The 16654-nt window shown below is 67.2% G+C and carries 12 protein-coding genes; 6 read left to right on the top strand and 6 right to left on the bottom strand.

Annotated elements, in window-relative coordinates; genetic code table 11:
- Nucleotides 1–168: 168 nt before the first annotated feature.
- The 5 genes from M4J40_RS17720 to M4J40_RS17700 form a co-directional block, all read right to left on the bottom strand.
- Nucleotides 169–600: a DoxX family protein gene (locus M4J40_RS17720; protein WP_251755785.1), complete on the bottom strand. Its 432-nt coding sequence runs from the start codon at nt 598–600 to the stop codon at nt 169–171.
- Nucleotides 601–673: 73 nt separating this feature from the next.
- Entirely contained in the window at nt 674–1498 is an 825-nt protein-coding gene (locus tag M4J40_RS17715; protein WP_251755747.1) for a DNA-binding domain-containing protein, read from the bottom strand.
- The gene (locus tag M4J40_RS17710) at nt 1485–2396 is read right to left on the bottom strand and encodes a DUF692 domain-containing protein (protein WP_251755746.1); all 912 of its coding nucleotides are present in this window, start codon (nt 2394–2396) and stop codon (nt 1485–1487) included. Before M4J40_RS17710 ends, M4J40_RS17715 begins: the two co-directional genes overlap by 14 nt.
- A gap of 130 nt (nt 2397–2526) precedes the next feature.
- Nucleotides 2527–2841 (bottom strand): DUF2282 domain-containing protein, encoded by a 315-nt coding sequence (locus M4J40_RS17705; protein WP_251755745.1) that lies wholly within the window; start codon nt 2839–2841, stop codon nt 2527–2529.
- A gap of 175 nt (nt 2842–3016) precedes the next feature.
- Nucleotides 3017–9109: a hypothetical protein gene (locus M4J40_RS17700; protein ID WP_251755744.1), complete on the bottom strand. Its 6093-nt coding sequence runs from the start codon at nt 9107–9109 to the stop codon at nt 3017–3019.
- A gap of 679 nt (nt 9110–9788) precedes the next feature.
- Here M4J40_RS17700 and M4J40_RS17695 point away from each other — a divergent pair.
- The 3 genes from M4J40_RS17695 (at nt 9789) to M4J40_RS17685 (ending at nt 11988) form a co-directional block, all read left to right on the top strand.
- On the top strand, nt 9789–10130 hold the full coding sequence (locus M4J40_RS17695) for an Hpt domain-containing protein (protein ID WP_251755743.1): 342 nt from the start codon (nt 9789–9791) through the stop codon (nt 10128–10130).
- 230 nt (nt 10131–10360) lie between these two features.
- Complete coding sequence (locus tag M4J40_RS17690; protein ID WP_251755742.1) at nt 10361–10681, top strand: 2Fe-2S iron-sulfur cluster-binding protein; 321 nt, start codon at nt 10361–10363, stop codon at nt 10679–10681.
- Nucleotides 10682–10752: 71 nt separating this feature from the next.
- Nucleotides 10753–11988 (top strand): acyltransferase, encoded by a 1236-nt coding sequence (locus tag M4J40_RS17685; protein ID WP_251755741.1) that lies wholly within the window; start codon nt 10753–10755, stop codon nt 11986–11988.
- Here the strand turns inward: M4J40_RS17685 and M4J40_RS17680 are convergent.
- Complete coding sequence (locus tag M4J40_RS17680; protein WP_251755740.1) at nt 11934–13313, bottom strand: glutamine synthetase family protein; 1380 nt, start codon at nt 13311–13313, stop codon at nt 11934–11936. The genes M4J40_RS17685 and M4J40_RS17680 overlap by 55 nt on opposite strands.
- A 146-nt stretch (nt 13314–13459) precedes the next feature.
- On the opposite strand from M4J40_RS17680, the gene M4J40_RS17675 reads away from it, so the two are divergent.
- The 3 genes from M4J40_RS17675 to M4J40_RS17665 all read left to right on the top strand — a co-directional run bounded on the left by M4J40_RS17675 (nt 13460) and on the right by M4J40_RS17665 (nt 16650).
- Nucleotides 13460–13987 (top strand): histidine phosphatase family protein, encoded by a 528-nt coding sequence (locus M4J40_RS17675; RefSeq protein ID WP_251755739.1) that lies wholly within the window; start codon nt 13460–13462, stop codon nt 13985–13987.
- A gap of 252 nt (nt 13988–14239) precedes the next feature.
- Entirely contained in the window at nt 14240–15655 is a 1416-nt protein-coding gene (locus M4J40_RS17670; protein WP_251755784.1) for a YcjX family protein, read from the top strand.
- The gene (locus M4J40_RS17665; RefSeq protein ID WP_251755738.1) at nt 15652–16650 is read left to right on the top strand and encodes a YcjF family protein; all 999 of its coding nucleotides are present in this window, start codon (nt 15652–15654) and stop codon (nt 16648–16650) included. The genes M4J40_RS17670 and M4J40_RS17665 overlap by 4 nt, the downstream gene beginning before the upstream one ends.
- Nucleotides 16651–16654: the final 4 nt, after the last annotated feature.

Raw genomic sequence — 16654 nt, 5'->3', positions numbered from 1 at the left:
CGCGCGGACCGGCGTCATCATTGTCGCGGTTTCCGGCGCGGCTCGGGAGCGACAAGGAGACACCGGCGCCAGATGAACCCATCGTCTGGCAAAAGGCAAGAGAAGCGGATTTGCGCTCCGTCCCGGCGGGACCTGATGGCGAAAGCGCCAGAGTTGGGTGGGCGCCGGTCACGTTGGACGCGCGCCGCTGCAAGATATCCTCGCGATCGGATGGTCGAGCGAGAGGCGCCCCGGCCCGTGTCGCATCAGGGCAAGCGCCATCGCGGCCCAGGTCAGGTGGATTGGCCAGCCATCGGGAACCGTGATCTGGATGACGACAGTCATCAAGAATAGGCCGAGGGCGGCGAAACGGGTGCCCAGCCCCAGAACGAGCAGCACCGGGAGGACGACCTCGCCGCAGCCGGACAGGAAAGCCACCACTTCCGGCGCCGGGAATGGGTAGGGCCCTCCGGGCAGATGCAGCGTGAACTCCTGGCTGAACAGGTAGACCGCCGTGTCGTTCAGTCGCAGGAAGCCATCCCATTTCAGGATGCCGGATCGCCAGAAGGGAACGGCGAGTGCGATCCGGAGGATGGCCAGTACGATGTCCGGCTGCGCCATCTTGCGGACGAGGCTTTCGGCTGAGGCCACTCGTTTCACGAGGGAGACGCGCGCACCATGGCGAGGCATTGAATCAGGCAGGCTCGACATCGGAGGCCTCCATCTCGACGTGGGAGAAGGCGCCAGCGGCAATCATCTCGCCGATGGCCCCGGACAGATCGAAGGTTGGTTCGGCCGCGAGGGCGGCGCCGACGGCGCTCGTCAGGTTTTCTCCATCAAGCAGTGCCTTGAGGAAGACGAGGTTGCCGGGAGGCAGGAGATGGACGGTCACCTCGTCATCGATCCGCGTGATCAGTCCCTCTTCTGGCCGATTCTCAACACGGCCGACGGGGCCGTCGCTCCGGTTTGCCGCGAAGATGGTGACGGCCGGATGGGCCGAGGAGATCAGTCGCGTTGCCGGATGCGGGGTGAAGACGAGCGCCCCGAGCCTTTCGGGCGGTACGCTCGACAGCGTCTCGGCCGTGAGGATGGGGGCATCGGCGGCGTGATAGCTGTCGAGCCACAAGCGCTCGATCCGCGCCACGTCCGAAAGCCAGGGCATGTTCACCGCATGTTCGTAGCGGTCGATGAAATCCGGAAAGGCGCGCCCGTATTCGAACAGCAGCGGCGAGGTTGGTGGGGTCTCCCGGACATGGAAGCGGGCCATGGCGCGGAAAAAATCCGGCCCCGTGATGCGTTCGACCGCCGGGAAGATCGAGGACAGAGCGCCGATCAGGCTGACGGTGACGTTGTTTCGGTAGACGTTGTAGCGGATCTCGGCTCGTTTGCCGCGCGGCCCCGTCACCAGCGCCGGGGCCGGGCTGTCGGGAGCAAGCAGGGCGGCCGAGAACGGCCCGGCGTAGTCGACCGCGACGGTGGATGCGGTTGGCCGGAGCGGCAGGATTTCAGCCGAGCGCATGGGAGGGCTCTCCAAGGGCGTATCGGTCGAGGATGGCTTGGGCGGCCTCCGCTTCGGCACGCAGCACCGGCCAGTCGGGAATCTGGCTGTCCCATTCGATCAGCGTGGGGATCGGGCCACGGCGGGCTATCACCAGCTCGTAGAGGCGCCAGACGGCATCGGCGACCGGTCCGTCATGGCTGTCGATGAGCAGCAGGTCGCCCTCGTCGTCTTCCTGCTCGGCGTGGCCGGCCAGATGGATTTCGCCCACCTGCGACAGCGGAAAGTCGCCGAGGTAGTCGAGAGCCGAAAAGCCGTGGTTGGTGGCCGAGACGAAGACATTGTTGATGTCGAGCAGAAGGCCGCAGCCCGTTCGCCGCGATATCTCCCGGATGAACTCGGTTTCGCTCATCGAGGAGGCCGCGAACAGCACGTAGGTCGAGGGATTCTCCAGGAGGATAGGGCGGCCGATCGCGGTCTGCATCTCGTCGATATGGTCGCAGACGCGGGAGAGCGTCGCGCTTGTGTAAGGCAGCGGCAGCAGGTCGTTCAGGTAGGTGCTCATGTGTGTCGACCATGCCAGGTGTTCGGAGACCAGCGCCGGCTCATAGCGGTCGACGAGGTGCTTGAAGCGGGAGAGGTGTTCCCTGTCGAGCGGTTGCGGCCCGCCGAGCGACATGCAGACGCCGTGCAGCGAGACGGGATGATCCCGCCTCACCGTTTCGAGCGCCCTATGCGGCGCGCCACCGGCACCCATGTAGTTCTCGGCATGGACCTCGAAGAAGCCCTGCGAGCCGCTCTCGGCCATGATCGCTTGCAGGTGCTCCGGCTTGAAACTGGTGCCGGCCTGTCCGGCAACGGTCAGGGCCGGAAAGCGGGGCGTCGCCGACGCGTTGGGTGTCTGTTCGATCGCGGCCATTGCGTTTCCCCCGCTCTCCGTGTTGCTGGCTGGAGGTTTCCCGGTGGAATCAAGCTCTCCGGAAAACCTTTGCGTCCTTTCCTGGGTGCAACTCCGGGCGCCAGAGCGGCGCCCGTTTTGGGAGTTGCAATCAGATGTCGCGGTCGAGCGGCATGAGCGAGCCGTGGCGGCCGCCGGGCAGTTCCAGCGAGGCGCAGGTGCCGCCCTGGACGAACTTCCAGGCATTGCCCTGGAAGTCCTTCATGGACGTTCCCTGGCAGGTCGTTCCCGGACCGGCGGCGCAGTCGTTCTGGCCCTTGAGCGCCACGCCGTAGCACTTCTCCTTGTGGGCGGCGGTCGCCGCGTCTGCTTCCGCTTTGGTCAAGGGGCTGGCGCTCGCAAGGGTGGCGAGGGCCGTGGTGACCGCGCCGGCGAGGATGGCAGTGGTAATCGAAGCCTTCAGCATCCGTGTTCTCCGTGGTTCGACGTGCGCCATTGTCGGGGCACATGCGGTACTCGGAGCCGGAGGGTGTTTTGTTACAGAGAGTGCGATCACGAACGCGTGATCGAGTGGCACGGCGGGCAGAAACGAAAAAGGGCGCCGTCTGGCGCCCTTTCGCATGTTGCTTCGTTCCTCAGGCTCAGCCGAGCTTGCCGCTGGCATGCGCCAGGAGCGTGTAGACCTTGCCGGTATCGGAGTTCAGGTAATTCTCGGCGAGGCGGCCATTCGGGTCCTTCTGGACGGCTTCCTCGTAGAGGGCGCTGAAGTGATCGATGTAGCGATCGACGGCCTCGCGGAAGTCGGCCTCGCGACCATAGCGGCGGCGGACCTCGTCGAAGGTCTGCTGGCCCTGCAGCGTGTAGACGCGTCGCGTGAACACGTTGCCGTCGCCGCGCCGATAGCGATCCCAGAGGTCGGCGTAGGACTCGGGGTCGATCGACCGGGCGATGTCGGAGGTCAGCGAGCCCAGGCCGTCGAGCGGGTTGGCGCTCTTGTTGCGGTCGGACGACGGCAGGCGCGGCGAGGGGGTGTCCTCGTCGTTGACGCGACGCAGCAGGTCGGAGATCCAGCCGCTCGACCGTTCGCCCCGCTCATCGGCGGCCGGCTGACGGGCCGCCGGCTCCTGACGCCTCTCGGCGACGGCTGGGCGAGGCGGCTGGTTGGCCGGTTGGCGGCTGAAGGCGCGCGGCTCGGACGGCTGCGACGACTTCTGGACCGGCAGGCTGCGTGGCGCCTGGGTCGAGGCCTGGGCACGGGCACGGACCGGCGCTTCGGCGATGGCCTCTCCGGGCAGCTGGCGCGAAACGATCTCGGAGAGTTCGTTCAGGGCGCGGATCTGCTCGCTGACCACGCGGCGCATGGCGGCGGTGTGCTGGCTGGTCTCTTCCGGCAGGTCGAGAACGCCGCGGCTGATATCCTCGCGGATCTGCTCCAGCTCCCGGCCGACGGCGCGGGTGGCCTTGCGCATTTCCTCGGTGGCGCCGGCGAAGCGATCGACCGCCGAGCCGATGGAGGCGTTGATCTCGGAGATCAGCTCGCCGCGCACCCGCTCGATGGTTTCCTTCGTCTTGTGGCCTTCCTCTTCGGCGCTGACCGACAGCTGCTCGAGCTGCTGGGTGACGCCGTTCATGGCCGTTTCGGCGTTGCGGGCCAACTGGTAGCCCACGTCGCGGGCGCGGCGCTCGGCATTGGACAGCGTGTCCTGGATCTGGACGGCGATGGACTGCAGGCTTTCGGACATCGTCTCGCTGCGTTCCTGCAGCGTGGCGACCACGCCGTCGAGCGCCGAGAGGCGATCGCCGATGACATCCTGGAGCGTGCCGCCAACCGAGGACAGGGCACGGGCCGACGACTGCAGATCGCCGGTCTGCTCGGAGAGCGAGGAGGCGATGGTGCCGATGTCGGAGAGCACGGTGCGCGACACCTCGCGCAGCACCTCGGCCGTCTCGGCGACGGTGGTGCTGGAGGCGGTGGTATCGGCGACGACGCGCTCGAGCGACAGGCGAAGGTCGCCGGTCTGCTGCTCAAGGCCGCGTTCGATGCGGGCAAGGTTGCCAGCCGCCTGGTCGACGAGCGAGCGGAGGCCGCGATTGGCGTCGTCCACCTGCTCAAGCACGGCGACGACGTCGGTCTTGACGCGCGCCGTGGTGTCGTCGAGCGACTGCAGGACGTCGCGGCCTTGTTCGTCGAAGGTGGCCATCAGCGACAGGGTGGCCTGCTTCAGCGCCTCGGCGGCGTCGGTGCCACGCTGCGTGATGGCGCGGCTGACGCCCTCGCCACCCTGGGCCAGTGCTGCGAGCACGTCGCCGGCGGCGTTGCGGACCATGCCGGCCACTTCCTCTCCACGGCTGCCGACGGCCTCGTCGAGGGCGCGGGTGCCGGACAGGAAGGCGTTGGCGAGATCGCCGCCACGGCCGTCGACCAGCTCGGCCAGCTCGGCCATGCGGCGGCTGACGAGGTCGACCACCTTCTCGGAGCGGCTGTCCAGGGCGTTGGCGGCGGCCTCGGTGCGGGCATCGAGCACTGCCTGGAGATCGCGCGTCGCGTCGGCAAGACGCTCGGTGGCGCTGGCGATGGCTGCCGCCAGAACCTCGTTCGACCGCTCGGTCTCGCCGGCGATGCGGCTGGTGACCGCCTCCGCCGAACCGATGAGGTTGGAGCGGGCGCGGGCGGTTTCTTCCGACAGGCGGTCCGTGACTTCGTCGATGGCGCCGATCAGGCCGGCACGTGCCCGCTCGCTTTCCGCCGCCATGCGGCCGGTGACGTCGTCGACCGAGCCGATGATGGTGTCGCGAACGCGCTCGCTCTCGCCGGCAAGGCGACCCTCGACGGCGGTGATGGCCTCGTAGACGTTCTCGCGGGCCTTCTGGCTTTCGGTGGAGAGAACGTCGGACAGCGTGCTGATGAGCTCGTTGAGCGTGCCATGGGTCTCGTCCCGCAGGCTGGCGAGACGGTCCTCGGCGCCGGCCAGCGACTGGCTGACGGCGATCGAGGTGTTCTCGCCTTCGCTGGCGAGGCGCGAGGCGGCGCCATCGATGGCGGAAACGACGACGGCGCGAACCTGCTCGCTCTCGCCGGCCAGGCGCTCGGACATGCCTTCCAGCACACCGGCGACCACGTCGCGGGCGCGAACCGAGCCGGTTTCCATCTCCTGGGCGATGGCCGTCATGGCCTCGGTGACGATCTCCTTGGCCCGGTCGGCCTCGACGCGCAGCTTGTCGGTGGCCGCTTCCACGGAACCGGTGAGATCCTCGCGGACGCGGGCGCTTTCCTTCTGCAGCACGGAGGCGGCATTGATCAGTGCGCGGGCCAGTTCCTCGCGAGCCGTTTCGGTCTGGCTGCCGAGCATGTCGACGATGGAGGCGAGGCGCTGGGTTAGCGACACCTCCAGCGAGTTGGCGCGGCTGTCGAGCGTCTCGGCGACCTCGAACACCTTGGAACCGAGCGACACGTTGATCTCGGCCACCTTGTCGGCCAGGGTCTCGGTGAACTCTTCGGTCTTGCGCTGCAGCGACCGACCGACGGCGTCGAGGCGGCCTTCGATGGCGTCGACCATTTCCGACTGACCGGCCGAGAAGGCCTGGGCCAGGTCGCGGGTGCGGGCCATCAGCGTTTCGGTGATCTGACGGGCGCGGCCATCAAGGGCGTGGTCGATCAGTTCGATACGGTTGTCGAGAGTGCCGGTCAGCGAATCCGCCTTGTCGGCGAAGGTGCGGGTCGCATCCTCCAGGCGCTTGCCGACGCTGCCGTCGAAGGCGGCGAGCTGGCCTTCCAGCGCGGCGCCGAAGCTGCCGGCGCGGCCTTCCAGCGAGGCGAGAACCGCCTGGGTGCGGCCGTCGAGCGTTTCGACCAGAGCGCCGGAGCGCTTGTCGAACTCGGAGCCGAGGCGCTCGACGCGCTCGTCGATGAGGCCCGTGATGGCGCCGGACCGACCGCTGAGCGTGGCCTCGAGGGCGTTGGTACCTTCGGCGAGGGCGTTCTGGATGGTGAGAGTGCGCTCGGCCAGCGCCGCTTCGATGCGGGCGATCTGCTCTTCGAGCGAACCGTCGAGCATCGAGGTGCGGCTGACGAGGCTTTCCACCAACTCGGCGGCACGACCGTTGATGATCTCGTCGAGCACGCGGATGCGTTCGGCGAAGCTGACCGACATGCTGTCCGACCGGTCGTCGAGCAGGTTGGCGATCTGGCTGCCGGCGGCAAGGATGGTCTCGGCGACGCGTTCGCCACGGGCGTTGACGGCGCGGGCGATCTCGGCGCCGATGGTCGACAGGCGCTCGGAGAACAGGCTGCCGCTGTCGGCGAGCAGCGTCTCCACCGACAGCGTGGCGCCATCGATGATGCCGCGGATCGACGTGGTGCGGTCGTCCATCATGCGGGCGACTTCCTGGCCGCTGGCCGCGATGCGGTCGGCCAGGTCGACGCCGTTGACGTTGATCGCCGTGTGCACGGCCTCACCGGTGACGGCGAGCTTGTTGACGAGGTCGGTGCCGCGCTCGGTGATCGTCGAGGTGATCAGGGTGCCGGTCTGGTCGAGGCGGTCGGTGATTTCGCTGCCGCGGATCGACAGGTCCAGCAACACGCCCTCGGACGTGGAGCGCAGTGTCTCGTTGATGGTCTCGATCTTCTCGACCATCGCCTTGGAGGCTTCGTCCGTGGAGCGGGCGACCTGCTCGCTGACGGCGAAGGCGCGCTGGGAGATGTCCTCGGCGAAGGTCTGGCCGGAACGGGCCAGGGTCTCGTCGATCTCCTTGGTGCGCAGCGTGAGGTTCTCCTCGAGGGCGGCGACCGTGGTGTCGATCGAGAAGATGATGGCGTCGCTGCGATCGCGCAGCAGCGTCTCGAGCGAACCGGTGCGGCTCTCCAGGGTGGAGGCGATTTCCTGCGACCGCTCGGTCAGCACCTTGTCGAGATTGTCGGTGCGGGTGAGCAGCTGCGTCTCCATGATGGACGTCGACGTGGCGACGGTCGAGACGAGTTCGTTGACGCGGTGCCCGATGGTGCGGTCGAAGTTGGCCGACTGCTCGGCGAGCGTGGCGCCGAACAGCTCGGCGCGCGTCGACAGCGTATCGGCCAGCTCGCTGGTGCGACCGGAAATCGTCTGGTCGATCAGCTGGGTCTTGTCGGTCAGCTCGGCGCTGAGTTCGCCGGTGCGGGCCTCGATGGTGCTGGCCAGCTGGGCCGAACGCAGGGCGAGCGTGCTCTCCAGGGCGTCGCTCTTCTCGGAGAGCGCGGTGGAGAACTCGGCGGTGCGGCTCTCCAGCGTGGCGCCGATCTCCTCGGCCTTCTCGCCGAGCGTCTTGCCGAGCTCGAAGGTCCGGACCGACAGGGTCGACGACAGCTCGTCGGAACGGGCGGAGATGGTGGAGACGATTTCCTCGGTGCGCGCCGACAGGGTGAAGGCGATGTCGGCGGTGCGGTCGGTGAGGGTCGACGACAGCTCTTCCGAGCGGGCGGTCAGCGTGGAGACCAGTTCCTCGGTGCGCGAGGCCAGCGTGAAGGCCAGTTCGCCGGTGCCGTCGCTGAGGGCGGACGACAGGTCGGCAGCGCGGGTGGCGATGGTCGAGGCAAGCTCGTCGGACCGCTTGGCCAGCTCGGTGCCGAGCTGCTCGGTTTCCTTGCCGATGGCGGCGGTGAGACGGCCACCTTCCTCGGTGATGGTGCGGGTCAGCGTCTCGCTGCGGGTGGCGATCGCCTCGTTGATGGCGGTGCCGGTCTCGGCAAGGCCGCTGATCAGGCTTTCGCGCTCGGTGCCCAGCGTCGCCAGGAAGTCGGCGCCGCGCTTGGCCACGGTCTCTGTCACCGAGTTGCCGGCCGCCTCGAATGCCAGAGCCAGCTCCTCGGCCTTGGAGCCGAAGGTGCGCGTGACGTTTCGACCGGTTTCGTCGATGCGGTTGGTGAGAAGGTCGCCGGCGGTGCGCAGTTCCTCGGAGAGGTTCTGGTGAGCGCCGGAGATGGCGGTGCGCGCCTTCTCGGCATTGGCGATCACGCTTTCGCGCTGGCTGACCAGTTCCTCGACCAGGCTGCGGATGCGCATCTCGTTCTCGGCGTAGGACCGCTCGAGCGAGGACACTTCGTTGTGGACCAGTACTTCAAGCTCGCTGGCGCGGGCGAGGGCCCGCTCGATGCCGTCGCCCATGGCGGCGACTTCGCGTCGGATGGCCTGACCGACGGTGACGACGTTCTCCTTGGCCGACATCTCGGGCTCGGCGAGCTTGACGGCCACTTCGGTGAGCGAGCGGGCGGCAAGCCTCAGGTCCTGGGCGCGCCAGACCATCGTTGCGATGGCGAAGAACAGCACGACCGGAGCGACGATGCCGCCGACGAGGGCAAAGCCGTCGGGTCGGGCAAACAGGGCGGCGGGGTCGGCCAAAACTGAAAAGTCGCCGAAGGCGGCGCGAGCGACGTAGAAGCCGCCGGCTACCCAGACGACGGAAGCGGCGAGGGCAATCCAGAAGGGAGCAGCTGATGGGCGGCGCTGCATCTGATAGAGCAGTGTCGCGACCGACCGGCGGTCGTCGTTGGCCGGGGCGCGGCCGGGGCGCGCCGAGGTGCGCGGCGCATCGGCGTTGTCGGCAAGCGGCTGGCGCGAAGCAGCGTCAGAGCTTTCGGCGAAGGTATCCTGGTCGGACGATTTCGGCTCATCGGCCGAGACGCCGAAGTCGATCTTCAGGGCCTCCTCGACGGCGGAGAGTGCGGCCTCCGCCGGATCCGATGCCTTGGTGCTTTTTACCATGGTACCCTCATGTCCGCATACTTGAAGCCGGACGGTATCCGAAGCGTACTCCCGGTTGCCGTCCCGGTCGAACCATGCCCACGCCCGGCCTAGGCGAGCGGCATGAACTCGGGCCTTCCCGACCGCCATGTGCCCGTAGAAGAGACAGCAATGGCTACGCCGGCCGAGGAATGCCTAATAAAACGTAATGGCACAACAGGCCCTTCCGAACAAGGAAAGCTCCCCCGGCGGCCCGTATTGTTAACAAGCCGCTAATAGGCGTCGAACATTGTTATTCATCTTCTGGTTGTTATTTCCGGACCCGAAGGCGGAGGTTCAGTGGGCCGACGATCCCTCGCCGTTGGAGCGCGCGCCGGCATCCAAAGTGGCGAAGATGCCGGGCAGACACAGTCAAGACGCTAGGCCATCGAGTTGAATATTGGCTTAAAACATATGGTTACCGTGTGGCTCGCCAGCTGTCGCGATCTTGGCCGCCGCGCCCGCAAGGGGCGTTTGTGCTGTTGCTGCACGGCCCGACCAAGGTTCACAGCGGCAACAGGCTTGGATTGTATCCGCTGAATTAACCATATCTTCAGAATTCCGGCCGCTCCTCGGAGCTTGCGAGCCAACTTCAACCTCGGCTCGACGCCGGTGCGAAGGCGCGGATGACCCTCCGGAGGGGGAGAACGAGGCGACAGCGATGAACGACGATGAGCGGATGAATGGCTCTCCCATCGACCTCAGGCATCTCGCCGAACAGACCTTCGGCAATGCCGAGCTCGAGGCCGAGGTCCTGCGCCTGTTCCTGAAGCAAAGTCGCGACTGCCTTGACCGGCTCTCGGCGACGCCCGACGCCGGCATCGCGCATCTGTTGCTCGGCTCGGCGCGCGGCATTGGGGCGAGGGCGGTCGCCGAGGCGGCCTCGGCGCTCGAATCCGCCTTGTTGCGCGGTTCCGACGGAGGCGCCGATCTTGTTCGGTTGAGGGAGGCGGTTGCCGCCGCCACCGCGTTTGTCGAGGCGCGCCTCGGCGGTAGGGGTTGACGGCGGCCAACTCTTCTATATGTGCAGATACCAATGGTCCGAGCTCCATATCCGAGTTCATGCGGGCGCTTTCGTCCGGTCGGATGTAGAGTTCGAATGCGTCGTTGAAACAGTAACTTGCCGATGGCTCCGCGCCCTTTGCGCTTCGCACCCCGCCTTCGTCGGACGGATGCGAGCGTCGAAGCCGGGCCGTTGGCCAGAGGGGCGGCGCCCCGCAGCCACAGGTTTCCATGCCCAAGATCACCTATGTTACCCATGAAGGCGACCGCTACGAGGTGGAGGCCGAGGTCGGCACCACCGTGATGGAGAACGCCGTCAAGAATCTCGTTCCCGGCATCGAGGCCGAGTGCGGCGGCGCTTGCTCCTGTGCCACCTGTCATGTCTATGTCGACGATGCTTGGGTGGCCGCCACCGGCGAGCCCGAGCCGATGGAGGAGGACATGCTGGACTTCGCCGCCGATCCCAAGCCGACCTCGCGCCTTTCATGCCAGATCAAGGTGAAGGACGATCTCGACGGGTTGGTGGTTCACATTCCAGCGCGGCAGGCCTGAATGACGCCGAAGGGCGCCGTTATCCTTAATTCCTAGTTTAGATTGCTTCCAACAGGCCGCCGGCATTAAAGATGAGCCTACCGACGGACTTTGCCGTCGTGTTGTCGCCGCAGCGTGGCCGGACTGGTGCCGGCATGCCGGCAGCGGATTGGAGCGTCGCCATGCGCATGAAGGCACTGGACGGCTGGAGAGGAGTCGGCGCGCTTGCCGTCTGTTTCATCCACCTGCAGCTCAACGGCTACCTGACTTCGGCGCCGTCGCTCGACTCCTGGATCCTGGCGGTCGACTTCTTCTTCGTTCTCTCCGGCTTCGTCATGGCCCGCGTCTATGCCGACGATCTGGTCGATGGCAATCGGGTCGCGATCTTCGTGGTTCGGCGTCTCGGTCGCCTCTGGCCACTGCACCTCTTCATGCTTGCGCTGTTCATCGCCGTCGAGTTGGCGAAGCTGGCTCTCCAGCGCGAGACGGGCTTCTCACCCGAGCACGCCGCCTTCGTCGGGCCGCGCAATCCCCACGATATCTTGCCGATTGCGCTGTTCCTGCAAACGGCCCGCCTCGGGCCTGAGCTGACGTGGAACTTCCCGAGCTGGAGCATTTCGGCCGAAGTCTGGGCCTATGCCGTCTTCGCGCTGGTCGCACTGCGCACGGCCGGGTTCTCCGGCCGACGGGTGATCGCCGCCGCTGCGATAGCGGTCGCCGCCTGGCTGATCCTCTTCGTCGATGTCACCGGTCGCGGCATGCTCAGCACGGACGTGTTCGGCATCGTGCGCTGCCTGCTCGGCTTCTTCTCGGGCGTCGTTGCCGAGTGGCTGCACCGGCGGGGGACGTTCGCGACCCTTGCCGACGGCAAGGCCGAAATCCCCGCTGCGCTGGCTGCCATCGTCTTGCTCTGGGTTGCCGCCTCGTATCCGGTCGCGCACTATGCCGGGCCGCTGGTGTTCTTCGTCCTTGTCTTCGCACACGCCAGTGATCGCGGCCCGCTGTCGCGCCTGATGGCGACCATGCCGATGCAATGGCTTGGCCGTCTTTCCTACTCGATCTACCTGACCCACCTGTTCCTGGTCGCCTATATCGTGCCGCGCCTGTCGCTTACGGTGGGCCAGTTCCTGCCGGACCACGTCGCGCTGCGCGAGGCGGCGGTGGCGGCGATCTACATTTCCTGGGTCCTGGCGTTGTCCGCGGTCACGTGGCGGTTCATCGAGTTGCCGGGGCAGCGCCTCGCGGCGAGGATCGCCGCCCGTATCGGCAAGTCTCAGACATTGAGCAGCAGGTACTCGCGTTCCCAGCTTGAGATGACGCGGTTGTAAAGCCTGAGCTCGAGCTGCTTGACGTCGATGTAGGCCTCGACGAAACGGGAGCCCAGCACTGTCTTCAGCCGCTCGCACTCGCCGAGTTCGATCAGCGCATCCGACAGGTGCAGGGGAAGCGTAACGCCGAGCGTCTTGGCATCGACGGTGACCACTTCATCCGGCTCGATCTTGTCCTCAAGCCCGATAAGTCCGCAGGCCAGCGTCGTCGCCATGGCGATGTAGGGATTGCTGTCGGCGCCGATTACCCGGTTTTCGACGCGTCGGGATTCCGGCCCCGAATCCGGCACACGCAGGCCGCAGGTGCGATTGTCGCGGCCCCAATGAACGTTGATGGGCGCGTCGCTTTCGAGGCGGATGCGGCGGTAGCTGTTCACGTTGGGGCAGAACAGGCTCATCGACTTCGGAACGTAGCGCTGCAGGCCGCCGATATAGTGGCCCAGCTTCTCGGTGTCCGTACCGTCGGGATTGGAGAAGATGTTGCCGCCGTCGTCGACGCGCACCACCGACTGGTGGATGTGGGTGGCCGATCCCGGCATTTCCTGGTGAGGCATGGCCATGAAGGTGGCCACCATGCCGAACTTGCGAGCGGCGAGGCGGGCGGTCCGCTTGAACAGGAACGTCTGGTCGGCGAGCTCGATCGGATCGCCGTGGCGGAAGTTCATCTCGAGCTGCGCGGGGCCGGCCTCGTGCGCCATGGTGGCGATCTCGATGCGCGAGGCCTCGCAATAGTCGTACATCTGGTTGACGACGTGGTCGTAGTCGTTTGCGTGCTCGATGCCGTAGGCCTGGCTGCCGCTCTCCTTGCGACCGGAAAGGCCGATCGGAACTTCCAGGGGCAGGTCGGGGTCGTCGTTCTGGCCGGTGAGGTAGAACTCCACCTCCGGCGCCACCACCGGGCGGATGCCGCGGGCGGCGTAGAGCTCGACGACGTGACGCAAGACCGAGCGCGGCGCAAAGTCGACGAGGCGGCCATCGGCGAAGTGGCAGTCGCAGATCACCTGCGCCGTCGGCTCGTCGTACCAGGGCACGAGGCGCAGCGTCGTGAGGTCGGGGAGGCAGCGGATGTCGCGGTCGAGCGGGTTGACGATCTTGCTTTCGACGGCGCTGTCGCCGGTCACCGCCTGGAAGAACACGAACTCCGGCAAGCGTACGCCGGCGTCGATGATGCGGATGAAATCCTCGCGCGGCACGATCTTGCCGCGCATGATGCCGTTCATGTCCGGGATGATGCACTCGACCTCGGTGATGCGATGGTCGCGGAGCCAGTGAATGGCGTCGGCCTGGTTGGAGAATTTGGGCGCGACGTCTGAAGAGGTGGGCATGAAGCGATCCTCGGCGACCTGACCGATCGGACACGCGGGCCCCGTGGGGCAGCGGATCGTCGAGGCCGCGTTTGCGACCCGGAATCAGGTTAGAATGATTTGACATTACGCCAAGTCCGGCGGGATGGGAGTCCCGGAGGCCGCCAATGCCACGCCTTTTTCTTCTCCGACACGCCAAGTCGCCGCCGGCCGTTTCCGGTCAGAAGGATTTCGATCGACCGCTTGCCGCGCGGGGCAGGGCGGCCGCGTCTGCGGTTGGCCGTCATATGGCCGATGAGGGATATCTGCCCGATCTCGTGCTCTGCTCGCCGTCGGCGCGGACGCGGGAGACGCTGAAGGAAGCGCTGCCGTTTCTGCCGGAGCAGCTCGCCGTCGATTTTGTGCCTAGTCTTTACGAGGCCTCGCTTGGCGCCATGCTCAAGGTGGTCACCACTCATGCCGGCACGTCCGAAAACCTTCTGGTGGTCGGGCATAACCCATCGATCCACCGTTTGGCGTCGACGCTGCCGGGGCAGGGGGATCCCGCTTCTCTGGCAAGGCTTTCCGGGAAGTTTCCCTCCGCCTCGCTTGTCGTGATCGCGTTCTCGGGAGCATGGGGCGATCTCGGACCGGGGGACGGGCGGCTGATCTCCTTCGTGACGCCGGCCGATCTTGGCGGGCCGGACGGCGACTGATACGCGTTCCGTTTGATCTGGACTCATCCAGCTCAAACGGGTTTCGGCCTGACCGGCCGGCGCCCGGTCGGGCGCTTCCGTTTCCGTCAGCTTCCGCCCGGAGGGTCGAAACCTGGCGGAACCGGTATAAGCCATTGTTCTCGCGCGGGGCGTGCCTACATAGAGGCGCGGCGCCTTCCGCGCCGGACGAGGTTCGACGAAGTCGTGAGCTTCACCACGCTGTCCGACGAAGCGCGCATAGCGCTCGACAATATGGCCGATTTCGCCTGGAGCCTCGGTTCGCCGTCGCTGAGGCTCGGCGTCACCGGCCTGTCCCGCGCCGGCAAGACCGTGTTCATCACGGCGCTGATCCACAATCTGATCCACGGCGGGCGGCTGCCGATGTTCGAGCCATGGCGGTCGGGCCGCCTTCTCGGCGCCGACATCCGGCCGCAGCTCCACCCCGACGTCCCGACGTTCGACTACCGTGGCCATGTACGCAAGCTGACGGACGCCCGCATCTGGCCGGACTCGACCCGCCAGATTTCCGAGCTGCGCCTCACCATAGCCTATGAGAGCGCCACCTTTCTCGGCCGGTCTTTGGGGCGAGGCAAGCTCGACCTGGATATCGTCGACTACCCCGGCGAGTGGCTCCTGGATCTGCCTCTCCTTTCAAAGACCTACCGGGAGTTCTGCGCCGAGACCCTGGAGCGGGCGCGCGAGCCGCGGCGCACCGCCATCGCCGCCGACTGGCTCATCCACACGTCGGGCATCGATCCCATGGGGCCGGCAGACGACGAGGCCGCCGGGCGCCTGCACGATCTGTTCTCGACCTATCTCGGCGCCGCGCGCGGTGGCAGCCTGTCGCTGTCTATGGTGCCGCCCGGCCGCTTCCTGATGCCGGGCGATCTGGCCGGTTCGCCGGCGCTGACCTTTGCGCCGCTGGAGCTGCCGGAGACGGGGGACGCGCCACGCGACAGCCTCTGGGAGCTGATGGAGAGCCGGTTCGAGGCCTACAAGGACGTGGTTGTCCGGCCGTTCTTCCGGACGCATTTCGCCCGCCTCGACCGGCAGGTGGTGCTGGTCGACGTGCTGGCAGCGCTGAATGGCGGGCGAGAGGCGCTGATCGATCTCGAAGTGGCGCTCGGCGAGATCCTCGCCTGTTTCCGGCCGGGGCATTCCTCCTGGCTGGGGCAGGCGTTGACCCGCCGCATCGACCGCATCCTGTTCGCCGCCACCAAGGCCGACCACCTTCACCACGCCAGCCACGACCGCCTGGAGCTGATCCTGCGGCGCCTCACCGACCGGGCGATCGCCCGCGCCTCGTTCTCCGGCGCCGAAGTGGACGTGAAGGCGCTTGCCGCCGTGCGGGCGACGCGCGAGGCGACGGTGCGGCGCAACGGCGAGAGCCTGCCCTGCATTCTCGGCGTGCCGCAGGAGGGCGAGCTTCTCGACGACCATCTCTATGACGGCAAGGAAGAAATCGCCCTGTTCCCTGGAGATCTTCCGGACAACCCGCAAGCGCTGTTCCGCGAGCCGGAGGCCGATGAGCCGGTCTTCGATGCGTTGCGTTTCCTGCGTTTCCGGCCACCGCCGGTGGAGGTGACGGCCGAGGGCGTCAGCCTGTCGCTGCCGCACATCCGTCTCGACCGCGCCCTCGATTTCCTGATCGGAGACCGCCTGGCATGACGCGCCGTCCCACCGCCTTCGATCTCGGGGCTGACGACGTCAGCCACGTTCGCCCCGGCGAGGCGCCCCCGTCGGACGCCGCGGGCGTCGTCGTCGAGGAAGTGGCGGAGACGGAGGACCTGCCGGTTCCTCTGCCGCCCGTCCGCCGGCGCTTTGCCTGGTCGCGGCTGTTCTTCGGCGCCGTGGCCGGCATCTTGTCGCTGGCCGTCGGCCTTTGGCTCGACCAGTTGGTCCGCGAGCTGTTCGCCCGCGAAGACTGGCTCGGCTGGCTGGCGATCGGCCTGATCGCGCTGGCGCTGCTCGCGGTGGCGGCCATAGCCACCCGGGAGATCGCCGGCCTCATCTGGTTGCGGCGGATCGACCGCATGCGACAGCGCGCCGACCTTGCCGCCGCCCGCGACGACCGGCCTGAAGCCGAAGCGGTGGTGGGCGACCTGATGGCGCTCTATGCCGACCGGCCCGACCTTGCGCCCGGCCGGCGGGCCACCGAAGCGCGGGTCGACGACGTCATCGATGGTCGCGACCGGCTGGTGCTGGCCGAGGCGGACCTGCTCGCCCCGCTGGATGCGGCCGCCCGCCGATTGGTGTCGGATGCCGCCGCCCGTGTGTCGGTGGTGACGGCGGTGTCGCCGCGCGCCGCCATCGACGTCATCTTCGTCGTCATGGCGACGCTCGGCCTGATCCGCCGGCTCGCGGCGCTCTATGGCGGGCGCCCCGGCTTCATGGGGCTGGCGCGGCTGACCCGGCTTGTTCTGACCCATCTCGCGGTGACCGGTTCGATCGCCGTCGGCGATGGGCTTGCCCAGCAACTGATCGGCCACGGCCTTGCCGCCAAGCTGTCGGCGCGCCTTGGCGAAGGGGTGATCAACGGTCTGCTGACCGCCCGCGTCGGCGTCGCCGCCATCGACGTCTGTCGTCCCCTGCCGTTCCTTGAACGGCGGCGTCCCCAGATCTCGGAGATCATGGCCGGTATTCGCGCGGCGGGTGTCAAATAGTGCC

It is taken from the genome of Pleomorphomonas sp. JP5 (assembly GCF_023721815.1).
In the GTDB taxonomy this organism is placed as follows: Bacteria; Pseudomonadota; Alphaproteobacteria; order Rhizobiales; family Pleomorphomonadaceae; genus Pleomorphomonas.
This window is presented reverse-complemented; position numbering and strand designations above follow the sequence as displayed.

Excerpts from the sequence above, each read along its gene's own strand:
- M4J40_RS17690 (WP_251755742.1), top strand. The coding sequence starts at position 10,361 with ATGCCCAAGATCACCTATGTTACCCATGAAGGCGACCGCTACGAGGTG.
- M4J40_RS17710 (WP_251755746.1), bottom strand. The coding sequence starts at position 2,396 with ATGGCCGCGATCGAACAGACACCCAACGCGTCGGCGACGCCCCGCTTT.
- M4J40_RS17705 (WP_251755745.1), bottom strand. The coding sequence starts at position 2,841 with ATGCTGAAGGCTTCGATTACCACTGCCATCCTCGCCGGCGCGGTCACC.
- M4J40_RS17680 (WP_251755740.1), bottom strand. The coding sequence starts at position 13,313 with ATGCCCACCTCTTCAGACGTCGCGCCCAAATTCTCCAACCAGGCCGAC.
- M4J40_RS17715 (WP_251755747.1), bottom strand. The coding sequence starts at position 1,498 with ATGCGCTCGGCTGAAATCCTGCCGCTCCGGCCAACCGCATCCACCGTC.
- M4J40_RS17675 (WP_251755739.1), top strand. The coding sequence starts at position 13,460 with ATGCCACGCCTTTTTCTTCTCCGACACGCCAAGTCGCCGCCGGCCGTT.
- M4J40_RS17695 (WP_251755743.1), top strand. The coding sequence starts at position 9,789 with ATGAACGACGATGAGCGGATGAATGGCTCTCCCATCGACCTCAGGCAT.
- M4J40_RS17700 (WP_251755744.1), bottom strand. The coding sequence starts at position 9,109 with ATGGTAAAAAGCACCAAGGCATCGGATCCGGCGGAGGCCGCACTCTCC.
- M4J40_RS17685 (WP_251755741.1), top strand. The coding sequence starts at position 10,753 with ATGAGCCTACCGACGGACTTTGCCGTCGTGTTGTCGCCGCAGCGTGGC.
- M4J40_RS17720 (WP_251755785.1), bottom strand. The coding sequence starts at position 600 with ATGGCGCAGCCGGACATCGTACTGGCCATCCTCCGGATCGCACTCGCC.
- M4J40_RS17665 (WP_251755738.1), top strand. The coding sequence starts at position 15,652 with ATGACGCGCCGTCCCACCGCCTTCGATCTCGGGGCTGACGACGTCAGC.
- M4J40_RS17670 (WP_251755784.1), top strand. The coding sequence starts at position 14,240 with ATGGCCGATTTCGCCTGGAGCCTCGGTTCGCCGTCGCTGAGGCTCGGC.